This window comes from Georgenia sp. 311, assembly GCF_006151955.1.
In the GTDB taxonomy this organism is placed as follows: domain Bacteria; phylum Actinomycetota; class Actinomycetes; order Actinomycetales; family Actinomycetaceae; genus Oceanitalea; species Oceanitalea wutianyii.
Window position 1 is genome coordinate 104,274 of record NZ_VDFS01000052.1, and the last position, 22,364, is coordinate 126,637.

Below are 22,364 nucleotides of genomic sequence, written 5' to 3' on the forward strand. Positions count from 1 at the left end.
CTAGTCCGGTTGTCCGACGTCGAGCAGCCGCAACGCCACCCGCAGCGTGTCCCCGACCTCCAGGCCCTCGGCCCGGCGCACGGCCCGCTTCACCGGGAGGACGTAGGTGCGTGCCGCGGCCGACGGGAAGAGCGAGGTCCGCCACGTCGTCGTCCCGACGGTCACCTCGACCCGCACCGACCCGAACCCGCGGGTGAACCCCTCGGCGCGCTCGAGCACCTCGTCCGCGAGCTCCGGCGGGAGCGACACGAACGTCCAGGCGTCGGTCGCCCGGGCGTCCCACAGCCACAGCTCGGCGTCGAACTCGAGGGCGGCCATCAGCCCACCCAGCGCCGCACGAACGCGTTGGTGAACTTCCGCTCCGGGTCGAGCGTGCGGGCGAGGTCGAGGAAGTCCGCGCGCCGCGGGTAGAGCCCGCGCACCCGGGCCGGGTCGGCGGCGGACACCTTGCCCCAGTGGGGCCGGCCGCCGAGCGGGGCGAACGCCGCCTCGACGAGCGGCAGCACCGCCGCCACGCGCTCGACGTCGCGCACGAGGGTGAGGTGGACGGCGACGCACGGCTGGTCGTGCATCGGGCTCAGCCAGGCGCGGTCGGCCGCCACCGAGCGCACCTCGCAGACCTGGAGGAGCCCGGCGAGCGGGCGAGCCAGGCCGGCGAGGGCGCGCAGCGCGGCGCGTGCCTCCTCGCGCGGCACGAGGTACTCGCACTGGATCTCGGCGCCGGCGCTGGGCATCCCCTCCGCCCGGAAGTGGGGGAGGCGGTCCGCCGCGGGGCCGGGGACCCCGCCCTGCGGGGTGCAGTTCGCCGGGTCGACGCCCGGGATGGGGTGGACGGGGGAGGTGAGCGCCTTGGCCCCGAGCACCTCCTCGGGCATGCCCTCGTCCGCCAGCCGCTTGACCCACACCGTCTCGACGTCCGGGCCCCGGAGCGTGGTGAAGCAGCTGACCGAGTAGCCCAGCGCGCTGACCTCGTCGAACGCCTCGACGAGCCCGGCGAGGGGGAGGGGGCCGTAGACGGTCTGCGCGACGTCGAACGCGGGCACCGTCGCCAGCGTCACGCCGTGGACGAGGCCGAGGGCGCCGAGGGAGACGGTCGCGCCGTCGAGGACGTCGCCGTCGGTGTCGCGGTGCAGCCGGCGCTCGGTGCCGTCGGCGAGGAGGAGGTCCAGCCCGACCACCGAGGCCGCGAGCACCGGGTTGCCGGTCCCCGAGCCGTGGGTGGCGGTCACCACCGCCCCGGCGACCGTGATGTGGGGCAGGGAGGCGAAGTTCGGCAGGGTCCGGCCGTGGTCCGCGAGGAACAGGGCGAGGTCCGCGTAGCGCGTGGCCGCCGGGACCCACACGTGCCCGGTGGCGGGGTCGAGGCGGGGTTCGGGGCCGCCGGTGAGGTCGTCGGGGCCGGTCCTGCTGCCCGGGTGGCGGTAGGCGAGGCGGTCGAGGCTGACGAGCGCCCCCTGGGAGTCCGCGGCGTCGTTGAACCCGTGCCGGCTGCCCAGGGCGCGCACGTGCCGGGAGCGGGCGACGACGTCGGCGGCCTCGTCGAGGGAGCCCGGGTGCACGAGCGTGCCCGCGTAGGCGCGGTTGCCGGCCCAGGTCAGCAGCGGTTCCACCCGCACACGCTAGCCGGACACGCGTCGCCGTGTCGGTGGGTCGCCGTAGGGTGGCAGCGTCCCAGGGGAAGGAGGCCGGCCGTGCTGCACGTCCACCGGTCCGAGCGCGCCGACGCGCTCGTCGCGCCGCTCGCCGCCGTGCTCGCCGAACCGCCCGCGGACCCCTTCGCCCCCGACGTCGTGGCCGTGCCCACCCGCGGGGTCGAGCGCTGGCTCGCCCAGCGCCTGTCCCACCACCTCGGCGCGGGACCGGGCGACCGGGCCGGCGTGTGCGCGAACGTGTCCTTCGACCCGCCCGCCCGGCTCGTCGCCACCGCCCTCGCCGGCGTGCTCGCCCGCGACCCGGACGAGGACCCCTGGGACCGCGAGCGGCTCACCTGGCCGGTCCTCCAGACGCTCGACGCCGCCGCGCGCGAGCCGTGGTTCGCCCCGGTCGCCCGCTACCTCGGCGAGGAGGACGACGAGCTGCGCCGCGGCCGGCGCCTCGCCCTCGCCGGGCGCCTCGCGGGCCTGTTCTCCCGCTACGCCGCCCAGCGGCCGGACCTCCTCACCGCCTGGGCCGCCGGCCGCGACGAGGACGGCGCGGGCGCGCCCGTTCCGGCCGACCTCGCCTGGCAGCCCCGGTTGTGGCGGCAGGTGCGGGCCGCGGTCGGCGAGCCGAGCCCGGCCGAACGGCTGCCCGACGCCCTCGCCGCGCTGCGCGCGCGGCCGGACCTGGCCGCCCTGCCCGCCCGGCTCTCCGTCTTCGGGCCGACCCACCTGCCCGAGGCCCAGCTGCGGGTGCTCGAGGCGCTGGCCGAGCACCGCGAGGTCCACCTGTGGCTGCCGCACCCGTCCCCGGCGCTGTGGCAGGCCGCCGCGCCGCGGGCGGCGCGGCCGCTGCGGCGGGTGGAGCACCGCTCCCCGGCGCGCCACCCGCTGCTCGCCTCCCTCGGTCGCGACGTCGCCGAGCTCGGTCACCGGCTGCGCGGCGTGGCCGGCAGTGACGAGCACCACCCCGCCCCCGCGCCGCCCGCCACCCTGCTCGGTGTCCTCCAGCGCGAGCTCCGCGCCGACTCCCCGGGCACGGCCCAGCACCTCCTCGCGCCGGACGACCGCAGCGTGCAGGTCCACGCCTGCCACGGCCGGGCCCGGCAGGTCGAGGTGCTCCGCGAGGTCCTCGTCGGCCTGTTCGCCGACGACCCCGGCCTCGAGCCGCGCGACGTCCTCGTCATGTGCCCGGACATCGAGGCCTACGCCCCGCTCCTCGCCGCGACGTTCGCCCCCGTCCCCGAGGGGGAGACACACGCCCACCCGGGCCGGTCCTTCCGGGTGAGCCTGGCCGACCGGTCCCCGCGCCAGGTCAACCCGCTCCTCGACCTCCTCGCCACCCTCCTCGAGATGGCCGACGGCAGGGTCACCGCCTCCGAGGTGCTCGACCTCGCCGCCTCCGCGCCCGTCCGCCACCGCCTCGGCCTGGACGACGCCGACCTCGCGAGGCTGCGCGAGTGGGCGGTGCAGGCCGGCGCCCACTGGGGCGAGGACGTCACCCGCCGCGCCCGCTTCGGGCTGCCCGACCTGCGCCAGGGCACCTGGGACATGGCCCTGGACCGGATCCTCCTCGGGGCAGCCATGGCGGAGGAGGACCACCGGTTCGTCGGCGCCGCGCTCCCGCTCGACGACGTCGACAGCACCGACATCGAGCTCGCGGGCCGCCTGGCCGAGCTGCTCGACCGGCTCGCGGCGGTGCTCGCCCGGCTCACCGGCACCCGCCCGCTCACGGTCTGGCTCGATGCCCTCGAGGACGCCCTCACCCTCCTCGCCGAGACCGCCCCGGAGGATGCCTGGCAGGAACCGCACGCGCGCGCCGTCCTCGCCGACGTCCGCGTCGCCGGGGCCACGCACGAGGGCACCGACCTGCGACTGCCCGATGTCCGGGCCCTGCTGGGCAGGAGGCTTCGCGGACGCCCCACCCGGGCCGGCTTCCGCACCGGCGCGCTCACCATCTGCTCCCTGGAGCCGATGCGCGCCGTCCCGCACCGCGTCGTGTGCCTCCTCGGCCTCGACGACCGCGCCTTCCCGCGCCGCGCCACCGCCGAGGGCGACGACCTCCTCCAGCGCGCCCCGCTCGTCGGGGAGCGCGACCGGCGCAGCGAGGACCGGCAGATCTTCCTCGACGCGATCACGGCGGCGCAGGAGCGCCTCGTCCTCCTCCACAGCGGCGCCGACGACCGCACCGGTGCCATGCAGCCGCCCGCCGTGCCCGTCGGTGAGCTGCTCGACGCCCTCGCGGCCGCCACCGTCGTCCCGGAGGGTGGCAGCGTGCGCGACCACGTCGTCGTGCACCACCCGCTGCAGCACGTCGACGAGCGCAACTTCACCGGCGGCGCGCTCGGACGACCCGGTCCGTTCAGCTTCGACGTCCTCGCCCATCGCGCAGCGCTGGCCGCCCGTGCGCCCCGCGCCGGGCGCGCCCCCTTCCTCAGCGCGCTGCTGCCGGCCGAGCCGCCCGCCGCGGACCTCGACCTCGACGACCTCGTCGCGGCCCTCGAGCACCCGGTCAAGTGGTTCCTGCGCGAGCGGCTGGGCGTGTCCCTCGCCGGCGAGGTCGATGACGTGGCCGACGAGCTGCCCCTGGAGCTCGGGCCGCTCGACACGTGGCAGCTCGGTGACCGGCTGCTCGCCGCCGGGCTGGCCGGGGTGGACCCGGTCCACGCCCTCAACGCGGAGTGGCGCCGCGGGCAGGTCCCGCCCAAGGAGCTCGGCCGCGCCGTCCTCCTCGACGTCGCGGGCCGGGTCGAGCCGCTCGCCGCCGTCGCGCGGCAGCGCGCCACCGGGGAGGCGCGCGCCGTGGACGTCGCCGCCGTCCTGCCCACCGGCCAGGTCGTGTCCGGCACCGTGCCCGGCGTCCACGGCGACACGGTCGTGCGCGCCGTCTACTCCAGGCTCGGTGCCAAGCACCGGCTGCGGGCGTGGGTCCAGCTGCTCGCCCTCGCCGCCACCGATCCCGGCCGGCAGTGGCGCGCCGTGACGATCGGCCGGCCCCCCGGCACCCGCCCCGGCGCCGCCCTCGCCGAGCTGCGGGCACCGGCCGACCCGGCCGCCCACCTCGCCCGGCTCGTCGAGATCCGCGAGCTCGCACGACGCGAGCCGCTGCCCCTGCCGGTCGCCACCGCGAGCGTGTACGCGACCTCGCGGCTGGCGGGCAACACCGTCGAGCAGGCTCTCGAGGACGCCGAGCGCACGTGGCGCGAGTCCTACGAGTCCGTCGACGCCCACCACGCCCTGTGCTGGGGGGAGGGGGCCTCGCTCCGCCAGGTCGCCGGTGAGGCGGGCGAGGCCGAACGGGCCTGGGGGAGTGAGGAACGGCTGCGGCTGGGGGCCCTCACCCGGCGTGTCTGGGACCCGCTGCTCGACCACGAGGAGATGGCACGCGCATGAGCTCCCTCCAGGTCCGGCCCGACGTCTTCGACGTGTGCGGCGCGCTGCCCAGCGGCACCACCGTCCTCGAGGCGAGCGCCGGCACCGGCAAGACGTGGACGATCGCCGCCCTCACCACCCGCTACGTCGCCGAGGGCGTGGCGAGCCTCGCCGAGGTCCTCGTCGTCACCTTCGGGCGGGCCGCCACCTCCGAGCTGCGCGACCGCGTCCGCGAGCGGCTCGTCGGCACGGCCCGCGCCCTGCGCGAGCCCGGCGCCCGGGACGCGGATGACCCCGTCGTGCGCCACCTCGCCGCGGTCGACGACGCCGAGCTCGTCCGCCGCCGCGCGCGCCTGGACGCCGCCGTCGCCGACTTCGACGCCGCCACCATCACCACGACCCACGGGTTCTGCGAGCAGATGCTCACCTCCCTGGGGATCGCCGCGGACGTCGACCCGGACACGTCGTTTCTCGCCGACCCGGGCGACCTGCGCGAGGAGGTCGTCGCGGACCGCTACCTCCAGCGCTACAGCCGCGACCCCCACCCGCCGCTCACCGTCGCCGCCGCCCGCGAGGTGGCCCGCGCCGCCGTCGGGGACCCGCACGCCGCCCTCGCCCCCGCCGACGCGCCGCCCGACTCCCTGCCCGGGCACCGCCACGCCTTCGCCCGCGACGTCGTCGCCGAGGCCGCCCGGCGCAAGCGGCAGCGGCGGCTGCGCGACTACGACGACCTCCTCCTCGTCCTGCGCGACGCCCTCACCGACCCGGTCACCGGGCCGGCCGCCAGTGAGCGGGTCCGCTCGCGCTACTCCCTCGTCCTCGTCGACGAGTTCCAGGACACCGACCCCGTCCAGTGGGAGATCCTGCGCACCGCCTTCCACGGCCACCGCACCCTCGTCCTCATCGGCGACCCCAAGCAGGCGATCTACGCCTTCCGCGGCGGGGACGTCGTCACCTACCTCGCCGCCCGCGCCGAGGCCACCGCGACCGCCACCCTCGGGCGGAGCTGGCGCGCGGACGAGCCGCTCCTGCGCGGCCTGGACACCCTCTTCGACGGCGCCGCGCTCGGCGACCCGGACATCCTCGTGCGGCCCGTCGACGCCGAGCACACCGGGCGGCGTCTGGTCGGCGGCGCGCCCGTGCGCATCCGGCAGGTGACCCGCGAGCCCTTCGGCAAGCGCGGCAACCGCAACCCCGCCGTCGCCCAGGTGCGCGAGCTCATCGCCGCCGACGTCGCCGCCGACGTCGTCCGCCAGCTCGAGGACACCCGGCTGGGGACCGGCCACGGAACACGGTCCCTCGCGCCCGGCGACGTCGCCGTCCTGTGCCGCCGCAACGCCGACGCCGCGGCGGTGCGCGACGCGCTCGTCGCCGCGGGGGTGCCCGCCGTCGTCTCCGGGCTCTCCAGCGTGTTCGGCACGCCCGCCGCCCGCGACTGGCTCGCCCTCCTCACCGCCCTCGAGCAGCCCGGTCACGCCGGGCGCACCGCCGCGCTCGCGCTCACCCCGTTCGTCGGCTGGGACGCGCGCAGACTCGCCACTGCCGGCGACGACGAGCGCGACCGGCTCGCCGACACCGTCCGACGCTACGCCGAGCTCCTGTCCGGCGGGGGAGTGGCCGCCCTCGTCGAGGCGCTGCAGGCCGACGGGCTCGCCGGCCGGCTGCTCGCCGGCACCGACGGGGAGCGCCGGCTCACCGACGTGCGCCACGTCGGCCAGCTCCTCCACCTCGCGGCCGTCGAGAACCGCTACGGCGTCGCCGCCCTCACCGACTGGCTGCGCAGCCGCGTGTCCGAGGCGCCGGAGGACTACGCCGAGGAGCGCAGCAGACGGCTGGAGACCGACGCCGCCGCCGTCCAGGTCGTCACCATCCACGCGAGCAAGGGCCTGGAGTTCCCGGTCGTCTACGTCCCCTACGAGTGGGACCGCTTCGAGTCGCGCACCCCGGCCGTGCTGCGCCTGCACGACGACGACGGCCGCCGGGTCCTGCACGTCGGTGGCAGCGAGGACCCGGCCTACCCGGCGTTGCGCGAGCGGCACGCCGAGGAGGAGCGCGGGGAGGACCTGCGCCTGCTCTACGTCGCCCTCACCCGCGCGGCCTGCCAGGTCGTCACCTGGTGGGCGCCCACCCGCAACTCCGCGTCCGGGCCGCTGAGCCGGCTGCTCCTCGCCGAGCGGGCGCCCGGCGAGGTCCCTCCGCGCACCGTCCCCACCCCGGCCGACGACGTCGTCGCCGCGCGCCTGGCCGCGCTGGCCGAGCGGTCGGGCGGCACGGTCGCGGTCGAGCCGGTGACCGCCGCCCCCGCCCCGGGCCGCTGGGTGCCGCCCGCCGGCGAGCCGCCCGCGCTGTCGGTCGGGACGCTGCGCCGGTCGGTCGACCAGACGTGGCGGCGGCTGTCCTACTCCGGCCTCACCGCCGCCGCGCACGAGTGGCTGCACGCGGGTGGGCCCGAGCCCGAGTCGCCGGGCACCGTCGACGAGGTGGACGTCGACGTCACCGGGTCGGCGGTGACGCCGGCCGAGGAGGCTGCCCGGGAGATCTCGCTGCCCCTGGGCGACATGCCCGCGGGCACGACCTTCGGCACCCTCGTCCACGACGTCCTCGAGCACGTCGACACCGCCGCCCCCGACCTCCTCGCCGAGCTCCGCCGCCGGTGCGCCGAGGGCATGCGGATGCCCGGGGTCGAGCCCGAGGAGCTCGCCGAGGCGCTCCTCGCCGTCCTGCGCACCCCGCTCGGCCCGGCCGCCGGCGGGCGCACCCTCGCGGACGTCGCGCCCGGCGACCGGCTCCCCGAGCTCTCCTTCGAGCTGCCGCTCGCCGGCGGGGACGCCCCGACCGGCGCCGGGGCCACCCTGCCCGACCTCGCCGCGCTGCTGCGCCGCCACCTGCCGGCGGACGACCCGCTCGCCCGCTACGCCGACCTCCTCACCGGGCTCGGTCCCGCCCACCTGCGCGGGTACCTCACCGGGAGCATCGACGCCGTCCTGCGGGTTCGGGACGAGACCGGGGAGCCGCGCTACCTCGTCGTCGACTACAAGACCAACCGGCTCGCGCCGTGGGACGAGCCGCTCACCGCGTGGCACTTCCGGCCGGCCGCCCTCGCGGAGGCGATGATGGCCGCCCACTACCCGCTGCAGCTGCTCCTCTACCTCGCGGCGCTGCACCGCTACCTGCGCTGGCGCCAGCCGGGGTACGACCCCGCCCGGCACCTCGGCGGCGGCCTGTACCTCTTCGTCCGCGGGATGAGCGGCCCGCACGCCCCGGTGCTCGGCGAGGCGCCCACCGGGGTCATGGCGTGGCGGCCGCCGGCCGCGCTCGTCGTCGAGCTCTCCGACCTCCTCGAGGGGCAGCGGTGAGCGCCGTGAGGGAGTGGGCCGGGGGACCGCCCACCGACGGCGACGCCCGCCTCGCCATCCGGGCCCCGGACCTGCTGCGACGGCACAACACCGCCGGCACCGTCTCGGCCGCCGACGTGCACGTCGCCCGGCGGCTCGGGCGGCTCACCGGGGAGGCCGACGAGCGGGTGCTCCTCGCCGTCGCCCTCGCCGTGCGCGCCGTGCGCGGCGGCTCGGTGTGCGTGCGCCTGGACGAGCTCGACGCCCTGGCCGCCGAGTGGGACGCCGGCCCCGGCCCCGCCGCCGAGCTCCCCGAGCCGGACGCGTGGCACGCGGCGGTCACGACCAGCCCGCTCGTCGCCGTCGGGGTGGACGGCCCGGCCGACCGGCCCGCCCGCTGGGTCGACGGACGGCTCTACCTCGACCGGTACTGGCGCGACGAGCAGCTCGTCCGTCGCGAGGTCGACGCCCGGCTCGCCGCACCGCTCGCCGCACCGCCCCCGAGGCTGGGCGAGACGGTCCGCCGGCTCTTCCCCGCGCCGGCCGACGCGCGCCAGCGCCTGGCCACCGCCGCCGCCGTGACGAGCCGGCTCACCGTCCTCACCGGCGGGCCGGGCACCGGCAAGACGACGACCGTCGCCCGGATGCTCGCCGCCCTCCAGGCGACCGTCGGCCCCGGGCTGCGGACCGCGCTCGCCGCGCCCACCGGCAAGGCTGCGGCCCGGCTCCACGAGTCGGTCCGCGCAGAGCTCGCCCGCCTCGGTCCGGCCGACCAGGCCGCGGTCGGCAGCCCCGAGGCGATGACCATCCACCGGCTGCTCGGGTGGCGCCCGGGCAGCTCGACGAGGTTCCGGCACCACGCGCGCCACCACCTGCCGCACGACGTCGTCGTCGTCGACGAGACCTCGATGGTGTCCCTGCCCCTCATGGCGCGGTTGCTCGAGGCGCTGCGGCCCGACGCCCGGCTCGTCCTCGTCGGCGACCCGGACCAGCTCGCCTCGGTCGAGGCCGGGGCGGTGCTCGGCGACCTCGTCGCCCGCCCGGCCGTCGCGGACGCGCTGCCCGGCGCGCTGCGCGCCGTCCTGCCCGGCGACCTGCCGGCCGACGGGCCCGCGCTCGGCGCGCTGCGCAACGGCGTCGTGCGACTGGAGACCGTCCACCGCTTCGAGGCCGGCATCGCCGCCCTGGCCGAGGCCGTGCGCGCCGGTGACGTCGACGCCGCCCTCGGTGTGCTGCGGGCGGGCCTGCCGGACGTCGAGCTCGTCGAGCCGCGCGGCGAGTGGCCGTCGGACGCCGACGTCGCCGGGCTGCGCGCGGACGCGGTGGCCGCGGGGGAGCGGGTGCTCGCCGCCGCCCGGGCCGGGGACGAGCGGGCTGCCCTGGCGGCGCTCGAGGAGCACCGGCTGCTCCTCGCCCACCGGCGCGGGCCGGCGGGCGTGGCGCACTGGGCCGAGCAGGTCGAGGACTGGGTGACCGAGGCCGCCCACCTCACCCCCGAGGGGCCCTGGTATCTGGGGCGCCCGCTGCTCGTCACCGCCAACGACCGGGGCACCGGCCTGTACAACGGCGACACCGGCGTGCTCGTCGCCGACGGCGCGGGCGGCGTCGTCGCCGTCCTCGGGGACCCGGACGAGCCGGTGCGCGTCCGCCCGCACCGCCTCCCGCCGGTGGAGACCGTCCACGCGATGACCGTCCACCGCGCCCAGGGCAGCCAGTTCGCCACCGTCTCCCTCGTCCTGCCCGAGCCTGCCTCCCCGCTGCTCACCCGTGAGCTGCTCTACACCGCGGTGACCCGAGCCCGGCGCAAGGTCCGGGTGGTCGGCAGCGAGGAGGCCGTCCGCGCCGCCGTCGCCCGCCCCGTCCGCCGCGCCAGCGGTCTCATGCACCCCCAGTAGGACCCCGGCCCGCGCCCCATCCCGCCGAGCGCTGGATCCTGCACGGGCTGGGCGTGCGGGAGACGGGGACGCCTCAGGGCGTCGTGAGGTGGAGGAGGACGAGCTGCTCGGGGTTGAGGACGGGGGCCTGGACCCCGACGGCGGCGAGCACGCGACCGGTGAGCACGGCCGGCTCGTCCCACCACGGCGCGGGCCCGTGGCCGGCGCGGCCCGTGGTGACGTCTCCGGGTGGCAGCGGCGCCACCCGGTAGGTGAGGTCGTCGGCGAGCCCGGGCAGCCGCACGCGCCCCACCGGTGAGGCCACCGGCGTACGCGCCTGGACGACGGCGAAGATCGCCTCCCGCCGGTCCGGCGCGACGACGCCGTGCACCCACAGCGACGGCTCCTGGTGGTCGGCGTGGACGACGGTCCCGGTGTGGAGCAGCCGGCGGTGACGCTTGTGCGCCGCAACCCACTCGGCGAGCCGTTCGCGCTCCTGCGGGCTCGCCGTCCGCACGTCCCACTCGATGCCGAGGTGGGAGAAGAACGCCGTCCCCGCCCGGAAGTCGAGGCTGTGCGCGCGGCCCGTCGCGTGGCTCACCGGCGAGCCGATGTGCGAGCCGATGAGCTCGGGCGGGATCAGCAGCCGCGTGCCCGTCTCGATGAGCTGGCGCTCGAGCGGGTCGATGCAGTCCGAGGCCCACACGCGGTCGGTGCGCGCGAGGATGCCGAGGTCGGCGCGGCCCCCACCGCCGGCGCACGACTCGATCTCCAGGCCGGGGTGCGCCGCCCGCACCTCCTCGAGCAGGCGGTAGACCGCCAGGGTCTGCTCGTGCGCCCCCGCCCGCCCGGTCGGCTGGTGCCCCGGCTCGACGAGGTCGCGGTTGTAGTCCCACTTGACGTAGTCGATCTCGTGCTCGGCGAGCACCGCGAGCAGCCGGGTGCGCACGTGGTCGTACGCCGCGGGGTTCGCGAGGTCGAGGACCTGCTGGTGACGGGCCGGCACCGGCACCCGGCCCCCGGCGGACAGGATCCAGTCCGGGTGGGCGCGGTAGAGGTCGGAGTCGGGGTTGACCATCTCCGGCTCGAACCACAGCCCGAACTGCATGCCGAGCGCGTGGACGTGGTCGACGAGGGGGGCCAGGCCCTGCGGCCACACGTCGGGGGAGACGTACCAGTCGCCCAGGCCGGAGGTGTCGTCCCGGCGCGAGGCGAACCAGCCGTCGTCCAGGACGTAACGCTCGACGCCGATCGCGGCCGCGACGTCGGCGAGCTCGGACAGCCGCTCGAGGTCGTGCCCGAAGTACACGGCCTCCCACACGTTGAGCGTCACGGGCCGCGGGGAGCGGGGGTGCTCGGGCCGGGCACGCAGGAATCGGTGGAAGCGCTCGGCGAGCTCGTCCAGACCCTCACCGTGCGAGGCGTACACCCAGGGTCCGGTGTAGGTCTCGCCCTCGGCGAGCCGGACCTCCCCGGCGAGGAGGAGCTCCCCGCCGGCGAGCATCGAGCTGCCGAGGTTCGTCCGCTCCGCGTAGCACCGGGTGTTGCCCGACCAGGCGACGTGGACCGCGTGCACCTCACCGGACCGGTGGCCGAACCCGGCGACCCCCGCGGCGAGCACGAGGCTCGCGTCGTGCCCGCGCGCCCGGCGTGACTCGCGCAGGTGGGTGCCGAGGGTGAGCTCGTGGCGCTGGACGGCCCGCTCGCGCAGGTGCCTGCCGGTGAGGTCGAGGACCTCCGCCGCCGAGCGCGGCACCGGCAGCGCGAGGTCGAGGGAGCCGACGTCGAACACCCCCGGTGCCTCGTTCCGCAGCGACGCGCGCATCCGCAGCAGCCCGGAGGGCAGCAGCTCCAGGACGATCCCGATGCGCAGCCCCGCGACGTCGTCGGCCGCCTCCACCCGCACCCGGGCGGCGACGTCGTCCTGCGGCGCCGGGTCCTGGACCTCGAGGGACCGCACGACGAAGGCCGTGCTGAAGTCGGTGCCGGCGCGGTGGCCGGTGAGGCCGGGGGTCCCCATCCAGCCGCTCGAGTGCTCGGCGAGGAGCGCGAGGGGGACGACGACGTCGAGCTGGCCCGAGACGAGCGGCGGCTCGCTCACCCGGACGAGGTCGACGAGCACGTGGCGGTCGACGTCGCCCAGGTCGGGTCCCCAGTGCAGGACCTGGGGCAGCGCGGTGCCGGCGGTGGCGAGGACGACCGACGTCCCGCCCGCGCGCAGGTGGTGGACCGTCCCCGCGTTGCTCACCCGGCCGTTGTACCGCGCCTCACCGCCGGCCGCACGGGCGCGCAGGCCAGGGCCGGGCCCTCCGGTGGCGGGCGACACCCGTCCTCGGATAATGGGCATCGTCCAAGGCAGGGCTGCTTCCGGGGGGACCGCAGTGACCAGAGCGACGCGCACCGTGGCGGCCGGGGCCGTCGTGGCCTCCCTCGCGCTCGCGGCCTGTTCCGGAGCCTCGGGCGAGGGCCGCACCGAGATCGTCTTCTTCCAGTTCAAGCCGGAGGCGGTGGACTTCTTCACCGAGGCCGCCGCCCGCTTCGAGGAGGAGAACCCGGACATCCGGGTGACGGTGGACAACGTGCCGAGCGCGGAGACCGCGATGCGGATCCGGCTCGTCAAGGAGGACGCGCCCGACGTCCTCACCTTCAACGGCAACGGCACCTTCGGGGAGTTCGCCTCCGCCGGGGTCTTCGCCGACTTCGCCGACAGCCCGCTGCTCGACGGCATCACCCCCGCCTACGTCGAGGTCGTCCAGAGCCTCGGGGCCGACACCCCGGGTGCCGTCAACGGCATCCCGTTCGCCGCCAACGCCTCCGGCGTCCTGTACAACGTCGAGCTGTTCGCCGAGCACGGGCGCGAGGTCCCGACGACGTGGACCGAGCTCATCGAGACCGCCCAGTACTTCGAGGGCGAGGGTATCTACCCGTTCTTCGGCATGCTCGCCGACGCGTGGACGGCGCAGTCACCGCTCGCCCCGCTCACCGCCCAGACGCAGCCCGAGGGGTTCTTCGAGGACCGGTTCGCGGGGGAGGTGACGTTCCTCGCCGGCTGGGCCGAGGCGATCGAGAAGGAGGGGACCCTCTTCGAGTACACGCAGCCCGACCCGGCGGCCTTCGGCTACGAGGAGGGCACCCGCGCGTTCGCGGCGGGGGAGTCGGCGATGCTCCTCATCGGCAGCTACGCCGTCCCGCAGATCCGCTCCTTCGACCCCGAGTTCACCGTCGGCACCTTCGCCCTGCCCGCCACCGACGACCCGGCACGCACGACGCTCGTCTCCGGCGTCGACGTCGTCCTGTCCGCCTCCGTGGACACGCCCCACCGCGAGGAGGTCGACCGGTTCCTCGCCTTCCTCCTCGAGCCCGAGCTCGTGGAGGAGTACGCCGAGCAGCAGGTCGCCATCCCCACCCTCGAGGGCCTGAGGAACGACGACCCGGCGCTCGCCGGCATCCAGTCCTACATCGAGGAGGGACGGATCGTGGGCTTCACCGACCACCAGTTCATCCAGGCCATCCCGCTCGGCCCGCTGCTCCAGCAGTACCTCATCGACCGCAACGCCGAGGCCTTCCTCGAGGGCCTGGACGACAACTGGGACCGCGTGGCGCAGCGCCGCACGTGGGGCCTGGGGGCGGTGGAGGACTCGTGACCACCTCGTCCACCCCCACCCGCGACGACGCAGCCGCCGACGCACCCGCCGGTCCGCCCACGACGCGCCGCGCCCGCGGGCTGGACCGGGCCTACTACTGGATGGTCCTGCCGGCGTTCGTGCTCTTCTTCGTCCTCCACACCATCCCGGTCCTCCAGGGCATCTTCTTCAGCCTCACCGACTCCCCGGGCTACGGCGCGTGGAAGTTCATCGGCCTGTCGAACTACGCGGCGCTCTTCTCCGACCCCCGCGTGGTCGACGCCTACCTCTTCACCTTCAAGTTCGCCGCGGTGACGACGGTGCTCGTCAACGTCATCGGGCTGCTCATCGCGCTCGGGCTCAACGCGCGGATCAGGCTGAAGAACACCCTTCGCGGGGTGTACTTCATCCCCTACGTGCTCGCGCTGCTCGTCATCGGCTACGTCTTCTCCTACATGCTCAACCAGTCGCTGCCGACGATCGGGCGGGCCCTGGGCATCGAGGCGCTGAGCAGCTCCCTGCTCGCCGACCCCGACCGCGCGTGGCTCGGCATCGTCGTCATGACGGTCTGGCAGGGCGCGGCGTTCACGATCATCATCTACCTCGCCGGCCTGCAGACCGTGCCCGCCGACCTGCACGAGGCGGCCTCGATCGACGGCGCCGGGCCGTGGCGCCGGTTCTGGAGCATCACGCTGCCGATGATCTGGGGCTTCTTCACGATCAACGTCGTCCTCGCGCTGAAGAACTTCCTCCAGGTCTTCGACCAGATCATCGCGATGACCGGCGGCGGGCCGGGCACGTCCACCGAGTCCATCGGCGTCCTCATCTACCGGGGCGGCTTCGAGGGCGGGGAGTACGGCTACCAGCTCGCCAACGCCGTCGTCTTCATGATCGTCATCGTCGCCTTCGCCTTCTTCCAGCTACGCGTCCTGCGACGCGAGGAGGTGAGCGCCTGATGTCCGCCGTCACCATGCCACCGCCGCGCCGCCGCCGCCGCGGCCGCCGCGCCGGGGGCGTCAACTGGTGGCTCACCGCGCTCCTGTGCGTGCTGTCCCTCACCGTGCTCGTCCCGCTGTACTTCACCGTCGTCACCGCCCTCAAGACGCCCGACCAGCTCGGCGGCACCGGGTTCTCCCTGCCCACCGAGTGGGCGTGGGGCAACTTCGCCGAGGCGTGGCGCACCATCGACTTCCCGGCCCGCGCGCTCAACACCGCGTTCATCACCGTGGGCGCCGTCGTCCTCACGCTCGTGACGAACTCGATGGTCTCCTACGCCATCGCCCGCCAGATGCACCGGCCGCTGTTCAAGGCGCTCTTCTACTACTTCATCGCCGCGCTGTTCATCCCGTTCCCGGTGCTCATGCTCCCGGCGGCGAAGCAGGCGGCGATCCTCGGGCTGGACAACCAGGCCGGGCTCATCCTGCTCTACACGGTCTACGGCCTGTCCTTCAACGTCTTCCTCTACACCGCCTACATCCGCTCGATCCCCGTCGAGCTCGAGGAGGCCGCGCGGATCGACGGCGCGAGCACGTGGGGCGTCTTCTGGAAGGTGGTTTTCCCGCTCCTGTCACCGATCAACGCCACCGTCGGCATCCTCACCTGCGTGTGGGCGTGGAACGACTTCCTCCTGCCGCTCGTCATCATCTCCGACCCCGACGGCGCGACGATCCAGCTCGCCCAGTACGTCTTCCAGGGGCAGTTCAGCGCCGACTACACCCTCGCGTTCTCCTCCTACCTCATGGCGATGCTGCCGCTGCTCGTGGTCTACCTCGTCGCCCAGCGGTGGGTGATCTCCGGCGTCACGCGCGGGGCGATCAAGTGACGCGCCGGGCGGCAGGACCATCGGCCCGGACCGGCTCATAACGCCCGCGAGACGATCCTCACGGGTCGAGGTCCGGCCCGTGCACCGGGGGCCACATCTGGAGGACGTCATGGAGATCGCGGGCAAGGTATTCGTCGTGACCGGGGGCGGCAACGGCATCGGACGCGCCGTCACCCTCGAGCTGCTCGCCCGAGGGGCCGAGGTCGCGGCCGTCGACATCGGGGAGGCCGCCCTCGCCGAGACCGCCGAGATGGCCCGCAGCACCCGGCTGAGCACCCACGTCGTCGACCTCGCGGACCGTCCCGCCGTCGAGGCACTGCCCGAGGCGGTCGTCGCCGCCCACGGCCAGGTCGACGGCGTGCTCAACGTCGCCGGCATCATCCAGCGCTTCGTCCCCGTCAACGACCTCGCCTACGAGGAGATCGAGAAGGTCATGGCGGTGAACTTCTGGGGCGTGGTCCACATGTCCAAGGCGTTCCTGCCGTACCTGCTCGAGCGGCCCGCCGCCAGCCTCGTCAACGTCGCGAGCATGGGCGGGCTGTCCCCGGTCCCCGGGCAGTCGACGTACGGCGCGAGCAAGGCGGCCGTCAAGCTGTTCACCGAGGGGCTGTACGCCGAGCTGCTCGAGACACCGGTCGCCGTCACGGTGATCTTCCCCGGCGCCATCGCCACGAACATCACGCAGAACTCCGGGGTGTCGATGGGGAGCAGCAGCGACGCGAGCGGGTCGAAGATGAAGCTGACGACGGCGCAGGAGGCGGCCCGCCAGATCGTCGCCGCCGTCGAGAAGGGCGCCTACCGGGCCACCATCGGCTCCGACGCCCGCATGGTCGACCGTCTCTCGCGGCTCATGCCGCGCCGCACGACCGAGCTCATCGCCAAGAAGATGAGCGCGCTGCGCGCCAAGCCCGAGGCGAGCTGATCAGCGGCGGCGGGTGAGCCGTCGCCGCAGCCGGGCGACGAGCCCCTGCCGCCCGTCCGGGTGGACCGCGGCGAGCGGCCGCAGGTGCGCGGTGCCGGCCGGGGGCACGTCCAGCTCGAGGTTCGCCACGACCTGGAGCCCCGGCCGGTCCTCCGGCCCACCGGCGACCCGGCCGCCGAGCCACTCGGTACGCAGCCGGCCGTCGGCGATCTCGAGCACCGCGAGGTTGTTGTCGAACCACGGGCCGGCGATCCCGTGCCACCGCCACGGCGGCTCGGCGATCCCGGCCAGGCGCAGCACCGTCCCCAGCGGCCGGGCGGCGTGCGAGCCGAGCGCCGCGAACGCGCGCAGCGCACCGGGCAGCGGGTTGCGGATGGGGGAGCACACGAGCTGGAGGATGCGGGAGCCGGACTCCCGGTGCACCTCGGTGATGTAGGAGAAGTGGACGTCACCGGAGAGGAACAGCACCGACGCCGGCGCCCCGCCGCGCCGACCCTCGGCGACCTCGGTGACCATGCCGACGACGGCGTCGAAGCTCTTCCCGAACGCCGCCCAGTGCTCGAGGTCGATCTCCTGGCGCACCTTCTCCCCGGCGCGCGCCGCCCGCCGTCCGAAGCGCCCCTCGGCCACCGCCTCGCTCAGCGCCTCGACCCGGTGCAGGCCCATCGGCAGGAGGAAGGGCAACGACGTCGCGACGAGCAGGTGCTCGACGTCGCCGGTGAGCCGTTCGTCGAGCCAGTCCTGCTCGGCGCGGTCGAGCATCGCGCGCTCACCCGGGTCCAGGGTGCGGGCCGCGCGCGAGTCGACGACGACGAGCCGGGAGCGCCCGAGGTCCTTGGTGTAGCTCCACCGGTAGCTCGCCGGTTCGACGTCGGCCCGCTCGGCGAAGGCGTCGAGCGCGTCGGTGAGGTCGACCTCGGCCGACGGGTCGGTGTCCTGCCGGCGCTGCAGCTCGCGCCACAGCGGGTCGGCGGCCCGCTCGGTCGGGGAGAGGTTCCCCAGGTGCTGGTGGACCCAGTAGGACCCGAGCGCCGCGACGATGCGCCCGTGCCACCAGGACGTCGCCGCCATCTGCGCCCGCCACGCGGCCGAGGTGTTCCAGTCGTCGCGCACGTCGTGGTCGTCGAAGATCATGAGCGAGGGCAGCCAGGACCACAGCCAGCGCAGCGCGGGCTCGCCCCAGGCGAGGCGGTACAGGTGCGCGTACTCCTCGTAGTCGGCGAGCTCCTCGCCGGGCTCCTCGGTGATGTCGCGCCTCGCCGCGATGAACTCCTGCATCGCCTCGCTCGTCGCGTCGGCGTACACCTGGTCGCCCAGGAGGAGGAGCAGGTCGGGGGCGGCGTCGAACGGCCCGGTCTCCCCGTCGGCGAGGGCGAGCGCGTAGGTGCGCAGGGCGTCGACGCCGTGGCTGAGGTGGTGGGTGGCGTCGTGCGGCACGCTCGTGCGGCACGAGCCGAACGCGAGCCGCACCGGGTCCCCGTCGCCCGGGGTCGTCACGGTGCTCGGGGGGAAGGGGGAGTCGGCCTCGGGCCAACGGACGACGTCGTCGAGGAGGACCTCGTACGTGGCGCGGCGCCCCGGCTCGAGGCCGGTGAGCTCGACGAGCGCGTAGTGGTGACCGTGGGCGGCGAACGTCGGCGCCCGCCACGTCGCGCCGTCGTCGGTGAGGCGGACGGTGACGGTCGCCGCGGCGTCGGTCTCGACCCAGACGGCGGCGGACGTCGGCTCGGTGCGGCGGAGCATGGGTCCGAGCACGAGGGAGGGGGCCATGGGCCAAGTGTGCCGCCCACGGGAGGTCCCCGGCCCTGTTCGGCGGCACGCGCGGCGCGGCGCGGGCAGGATGGCTGTCGAATCCGGGCGAGCCCGTTCGTGTACATGGTGAGACGCCGGACCGGCCGGCGTCCCGAGACACGGAGACGACGATGAGCCAGTACCTGCTGAGCATCTACCAGCCCTACGGCGAGACGATGGACCAGTTCCCGGGCGCCGAGGTCCTCGAGCCGATCATGCGCGAGGTCACCGCCCTCAAGGAGGACATGCGCCGCGAGGGCGTGTGGGTCTTCGACGGCGGCCTGCACGCCCCGACGACGGCCACCGTCCTGCGCACCCAGGGGGAGGACGTCGTGACGACCGACGGCCCGTTCGCCGAGGCGAAGGAGTACCTCGGCGGCCTCACGGTGGTCGACGTCCCCGACCTCGACGCCGCGCTCCACTGGGGCGGCCGGCTGGCGCGGGCGACGACCCTGCCGGTCGAGGTCCGGCCCTTCCAGGAGGGCTGAGTGGCCACGGCCGACGACGTCGCGGGGGTCTTCCGCGCGGAGTACGGCCGCGTGGTCGCCGCCCTGGTCCGCCGCCTCGGGGACATCGACCTCGCCGAGGAGGCGGCCCAGGACGCCTTCGTCATCGCCCTGGAGCGGTGGCCGCTGACCGGGCTGCCGCCCAGCCCGGCGGGCTGGCTCATCACCACGGCCCGCCGGCGGGCGGTCGACCGGCTGCGCCGCGAGGCCACCCGCGACGCGCGGCACGCCCAGGCCGCCCTGCTGCACACCCGTGAGGAGCCGGATGAGGAGGACACCGTGCCCGACGACCGGCTGCGCCTCGTCTTCACCTGCTGCCACCCCGCGCTGGCCCCGGAGGCGCAGGTGGCGCTCACCCTCAAGCTCCTCGGCGGGCTGACCACGGCCGAGGTGGCGCGCGCCTTCCTCGTCCGGGAGCCGGCGATGGCCCAGCGCCTCGTGCGCGCCAAGGCGAAGATCCGCGACGCGCGCATCCCCTACCGGGTGCCCCCGGACGGCGAGCTGCCCGGGCGGCTGCGCGCCGTGCTCGCCGTCGTGTACCTCGTGTTCAACGAGGGGTACGGCGCGAGCTCGGGGGAGCACCTCGTGCGCACCGACCTGTGCGCCGAGGCGATCCGCCTCGCCCGGCTGCTCGTCGAGCTCATGCCCGACGAGCCGGAGGCCCGCGGCCTGCTCGCCCTCCTGCTCCTCACCGAGGCCCGCCGTCCCGCCCGGACGGCGCCCGACGGCGCTCTCGTCCCGCTCGCGGAGCAGGACCGCTCACGGTGGGACGGGCGGCTCGTCGCCGAGGGGCAGGAGCTCGTGCGGCAGTGCCTGCGGCTCGGGCGGCCCGGGCCCTACCAGCTGCAGGCCGCGATCGCCGCCGTCCACTCCGACGCTCCCGACGCCGGACGGACCGACTGGCGGCAGGTCCTCGCGCTGTACGACCGGCTCCTCGCCCTCGCCCCCACGCCCGTCGTCGCGCTCAACCGGGCGGTCGCGCTGGCCGAGGTGGCGGGACCGGGGCCGGCGCTCGGGGTGGTCGACCAGCTCGCGCTGGAGGGGTACCACCCCTTCCACGCCGTGCGCGCGGACCTGCTGCGCCGGCTCGGCCGCGGGCCGGAGGCGGCGGTGGAGTACGCCGCCGCGGCGGGCCACGCCGGGAACGCCGCGGAACGCGACTTCCTCCGGGCGCGCGCCGCCGAGCTCTAGTCCGCCCAGCGGGCGACGACGACGGTGCGCACCTCACCGCCGCCGGTCTGCCGGACCTCGGTCCAGCCGAGGAACGGTCCGCCGCAGGTGAGCTCGCCGGTGTACGGGCCGAGCGGGAGGACCGACGCCGTGCCGCGCGCGGTGTCCAGCACATACACCGACTCCGGCGGCCCCTCGGCCTGCGGTGCCCAGACCACGCGCCCGTCACACACGACCGGGTGCGCGGCGTCGTGGGAGGGGTCACCTACGGCATGGAGTCCGTGCCCCTGCTCGCGCGGCTCTTCGCGGACGAGTCGCCCGGCAGCCCCGAGGGCTAGCGGCCGCCGCGGCGTCGGCCCGGAGGCCCCTGGCGTCGTGGTCCGCTGCGACCCCGTCCGCGACCGGGCTGGGCCACCCCGCCGCGGGCAGCGGACGGGCGCGGCTCCTCGCGGGGACGCGCGCCGTCGTCGACCGGCTGGCGCGAGCTGCGCTCGGTGCGCCCCCGGACGATGCCGATGAACGTCTCGACGCGCGGGTCCTCGTTGTCCACCAGCCAGGCGAGCCCGATGCCGGAGCCCTCCACCCCGGTGAGCGGCCGGTACCGGACGTCCTTGCGCTGGTGCAGGCGCGCCAGGGACATGGGGACGATGAGCACGCCCGCCCCGCTCGCGGCCACCTCGACGGCCTGCTCGAGGGTCATCGGGGGTGTCTCCACCCGTGTCCCGTCGCGGACCTCGTCGGCGACGGCGGCCCACGCGGGGCAGGTGGCCGGGTCCTGGAGGAGGTGCTCTCCGGCGAGGTCGGCGACGTCGAGCTCGTCGAACGCGGTGAGCGGGTGGTCCTTCGCGGCCACGACCACCGGGGCCTCGGTGTAGAGGGGGATGAGGTGGAGGCCCTCGCGCTCGAGCGGCAGACGCACGAAGCACACGTCCAGCTCGCCCCCGGTGAGCAGCTCGCGCTGCTCCTCGACCTCGACGAGCCGGGGCGCCAGCGGGGAGTCGGGCAGCCGCTCCTCCCACTTGCCCAGCCACTTGCCCGGACTCACTCCGGGGACGAAGCCGACTCGGAAAGGCTCGGCCATCGGGGCTCCTCAGCACGGGGACGGGACGTCGCGAGACTATCGGGCCGCCGCGTCCGCAGCGGCCGCGGACACCGGGCGCGGCGCGGCCGGGTCGGGCAGGATGACGGCCATGCTCATCGTCGAGGACCTCCTCCTGTGCCTGACCGCTGACGACACCGGACGCCTGCTCGTCTCCGGCCCCGAGGCGGACGTCGGCCTCGGCGGCGCGCTGCTCGTCGAGCTCGCCCTGCGCGAGCGGGTCACCGTGACGCCGGGACGCTCGGGGCGGCTCACCGTCCTCGACGCGAGCCCCACCGGCGAGCCGCTGCTCGACGACGCGCTCGCGACCCTCACGGCCAAGGAGGGGCGCCGGCCGCAGGGCGCGGTCACCGCCCTCGGCCGGGGGACCCGCGAGCAGGTCTACGCCCGGCTGGTCGAGGCCGGGATCCTCGACGCCGACGAGCGCCGCGTCCTCGGTCTGTTCCCCTCCCGCTCCTGGCCGACGGTGCAGCCCGCCCACGAGGAGTCCGTCCGCGCGCGGCTGGCGCAGGCGCTCGGCACCGGGACCACCGGCGACCCGCGTCTGGCCGCGCTCGTCTCCCTCCTGCTCGCCGTCGGCGCCGTCCACAAGGTCCAGCCGCCGGACTCCCTCGGCCTCACCCGGCGCGAGCTCACCGCTCGGGCACGCGGGATCGCGGAGGGGGAGTGGGCGGGCAGGGCGGTCCGTGACGCCATCGCGGGAGCGAACGCCGCGATCATGACCGTCCTCGGTGTCGCCGTCGCGAGTGCGGGTTCCGGCTCCGGCTCCTGACGGGCGGCCCGGGCGCCCCCGCGCAGCCGATATCCTGCGGGCATGGCCACGCCGCAGATGCTCAAGCCCCTGACCGCCGCACGCAAGCTCGGGGTGCTGCTCTCGGCGACCCCGGAGGACTTCCAGGGCCGGGACATCTCCCGCGAGGAGCTCGCCGAGCTGCAGGCCGACCCGCCCGAGTGGCTGCGTGACCTGCGCCGCAACGGTCCGCACCCGCGCCAGGAGGTCGCCCGCCGCCTCGGGGTGTCCGCCTCGGGGCTCGCCCGCGCCGGCGTCACCGAGCCGCTCACCACCGAGCAGATCAAGGAGCTCCTCGAGGCCCGGCCGGAGTGGCTGCGGGCCGAGCGGGAGACCCAGGCGAAGGTCCGTGCCGAGGAGGCGCGCCTCAAGGAGCGGCGGTCCGCGGAGGGCTGACCCCCTCCGGATGCCGACACCTGTCGG

The 22,364-nt window shown here is 75.8% G+C and carries 17 protein-coding genes; 11 read left to right on the forward strand and 6 right to left on the reverse strand.

What is annotated here, in order from left to right:
* Positions 1-318 carry a DUF1905 domain-containing protein gene (locus tag FHE66_RS11480; protein WP_139073084.1) on the reverse strand — a complete coding sequence of 106 codons (318 nt, stop codon included), beginning with the start codon at positions 316-318 and terminating at the stop codon, positions 1-3.
* Positions 318-1,610: a D-arabinono-1,4-lactone oxidase gene (locus tag FHE66_RS11485; protein WP_139073085.1), complete on the reverse strand. Its 1,293-nt coding sequence runs from the start codon at positions 1,608-1,610 to the stop codon at positions 318-320. The genes FHE66_RS11480 and FHE66_RS11485 overlap by 1 nt, the downstream gene beginning before the upstream one ends.
* A gap of 81 nt (positions 1,611-1,691) precedes the next feature.
* On the opposite strand from FHE66_RS11485, the gene recC reads away from it, so the two are divergent.
* From recC to recD, 3 genes are read left to right on the forward strand one after another with little or no spacing between them, the layout of a single operon-like run.
* Positions 1,692-5,030 carry an exodeoxyribonuclease V subunit gamma gene (recC, locus tag FHE66_RS11490; RefSeq protein ID WP_139073086.1) on the forward strand — a complete coding sequence of 1,113 codons (3,339 nt, stop codon included), beginning with the start codon at positions 1,692-1,694 and terminating at the stop codon, positions 5,028-5,030.
* A complete protein-coding gene (locus FHE66_RS11495) occupies positions 5,027-8,365 on the forward strand; it encodes a UvrD-helicase domain-containing protein (RefSeq protein WP_139073087.1) in 3,339 nt (1,112 codons plus the stop codon). The genes recC and FHE66_RS11495 overlap by 4 nt, the downstream gene beginning before the upstream one ends.
* The gene (gene recD / locus FHE66_RS11500) at positions 8,362-10,239 is read left to right on the forward strand and encodes an exodeoxyribonuclease V subunit alpha (RefSeq protein WP_230976566.1); all 1,878 of its coding nucleotides are present in this window, start codon (positions 8,362-8,364) and stop codon (positions 10,237-10,239) included. The genes FHE66_RS11495 and recD overlap by 4 nt, the downstream gene beginning before the upstream one ends.
* 73 nt (positions 10,240-10,312) lie before the next feature.
* Here the strand turns inward: recD and FHE66_RS11505 are convergent, their stop codons facing one another.
* Positions 10,313-12,466, reverse strand: coding sequence for an alpha-galactosidase (locus tag FHE66_RS11505; protein WP_255303704.1), 2,154 nt, complete (start codon positions 12,464-12,466; stop codon positions 10,313-10,315).
* A 133-nt stretch (positions 12,467-12,599) separates the two neighbouring features.
* Between FHE66_RS11505 and FHE66_RS11510 the strand changes: the two genes are divergently transcribed.
* The 4 genes from FHE66_RS11510 to FHE66_RS11525 all read left to right on the forward strand — a co-directional run bounded on the left by FHE66_RS11510 (position 12,600) and on the right by FHE66_RS11525 (position 16,585).
* The gene (locus FHE66_RS11510; RefSeq protein ID WP_176554749.1) at positions 12,600-13,862 is read left to right on the forward strand and encodes an ABC transporter substrate-binding protein; all 1,263 of its coding nucleotides are present in this window, start codon (positions 12,600-12,602) and stop codon (positions 13,860-13,862) included.
* Positions 13,859-14,797 (forward strand): carbohydrate ABC transporter permease, encoded by a 939-nt coding sequence (locus FHE66_RS11515; RefSeq protein WP_168202666.1) that lies wholly within the window; start codon positions 13,859-13,861, stop codon positions 14,795-14,797. The genes FHE66_RS11510 and FHE66_RS11515 overlap by 4 nt, the downstream gene beginning before the upstream one ends.
* A complete protein-coding gene (locus FHE66_RS11520; RefSeq protein WP_139073090.1) occupies positions 14,797-15,663 on the forward strand; it encodes a carbohydrate ABC transporter permease in 867 nt (288 codons plus the stop codon). Before FHE66_RS11515 ends, FHE66_RS11520 begins: the two co-directional genes overlap by 1 nt.
* A gap of 79 nt (positions 15,664-15,742) precedes the next feature.
* Complete coding sequence (locus FHE66_RS11525; RefSeq protein WP_230976567.1) at positions 15,743-16,585, forward strand: SDR family oxidoreductase; 843 nt, start codon at positions 15,743-15,745, stop codon at positions 16,583-16,585.
* Here FHE66_RS11525 and FHE66_RS11530 read toward each other — a convergent pair whose 3' ends face one another.
* A complete protein-coding gene (locus tag FHE66_RS11530; RefSeq protein WP_255303706.1) occupies positions 16,586-18,355 on the reverse strand; it encodes an alkaline phosphatase D family protein in 1,770 nt (589 codons plus the stop codon). It lies immediately after the preceding gene.
* Between the two features lie 152 nt (positions 18,356-18,507).
* Between FHE66_RS11530 and FHE66_RS11535 the strand changes: the two genes are divergently transcribed.
* Both FHE66_RS11535 and FHE66_RS11540 read left to right on the forward strand, forming a co-directional pair.
* Complete coding sequence (locus tag FHE66_RS11535) at positions 18,508-18,864, forward strand: YciI family protein (RefSeq protein WP_139073091.1); 357 nt, start codon at positions 18,508-18,510, stop codon at positions 18,862-18,864.
* Positions 18,865-20,073 (forward strand): RNA polymerase sigma factor, encoded by a 1,209-nt coding sequence (locus FHE66_RS11540; RefSeq protein ID WP_139073092.1) that lies wholly within the window; start codon positions 18,865-18,867, stop codon positions 20,071-20,073. It abuts the gene before it with no gap.
* Here the strand turns inward: FHE66_RS11540 and FHE66_RS11545 are convergent.
* Together FHE66_RS11545 and FHE66_RS11550 are read right to left on the reverse strand one after the other, a co-directional pair.
* The gene (locus FHE66_RS11545) at positions 20,070-20,270 is read right to left on the reverse strand and encodes a hypothetical protein (protein WP_139073093.1); all 201 of its coding nucleotides are present in this window, start codon (positions 20,268-20,270) and stop codon (positions 20,070-20,072) included. The two genes, FHE66_RS11540 and FHE66_RS11545, sit on opposite strands and share 4 nt — an antisense overlap.
* A gap of 116 nt (positions 20,271-20,386) precedes the next feature.
* Positions 20,387-21,133 carry a LysR family substrate-binding domain-containing protein gene (locus tag FHE66_RS11550; protein WP_139073094.1) on the reverse strand — a complete coding sequence of 249 codons (747 nt, stop codon included), beginning with the start codon at positions 21,131-21,133 and terminating at the stop codon, positions 20,387-20,389.
* Between the two features lie 109 nt (positions 21,134-21,242).
* Here FHE66_RS11550 and FHE66_RS11555 point away from each other — a divergent pair, with 109 nt between their 5' ends.
* Positions 21,243-21,923 carry a GPP34 family phosphoprotein gene (locus FHE66_RS11555; RefSeq protein ID WP_176554750.1) on the forward strand — a complete coding sequence of 227 codons (681 nt, stop codon included), beginning with the start codon at positions 21,243-21,245 and terminating at the stop codon, positions 21,921-21,923.
* A 42-nt stretch (positions 21,924-21,965) separates the two neighbouring features.
* Positions 21,966-22,337 (forward strand): DUF5997 family protein, encoded by a 372-nt coding sequence (locus FHE66_RS11560; protein ID WP_139073096.1) that lies wholly within the window; start codon positions 21,966-21,968, stop codon positions 22,335-22,337.
* Positions 22,338-22,364: the final 27 nt, after the last annotated feature.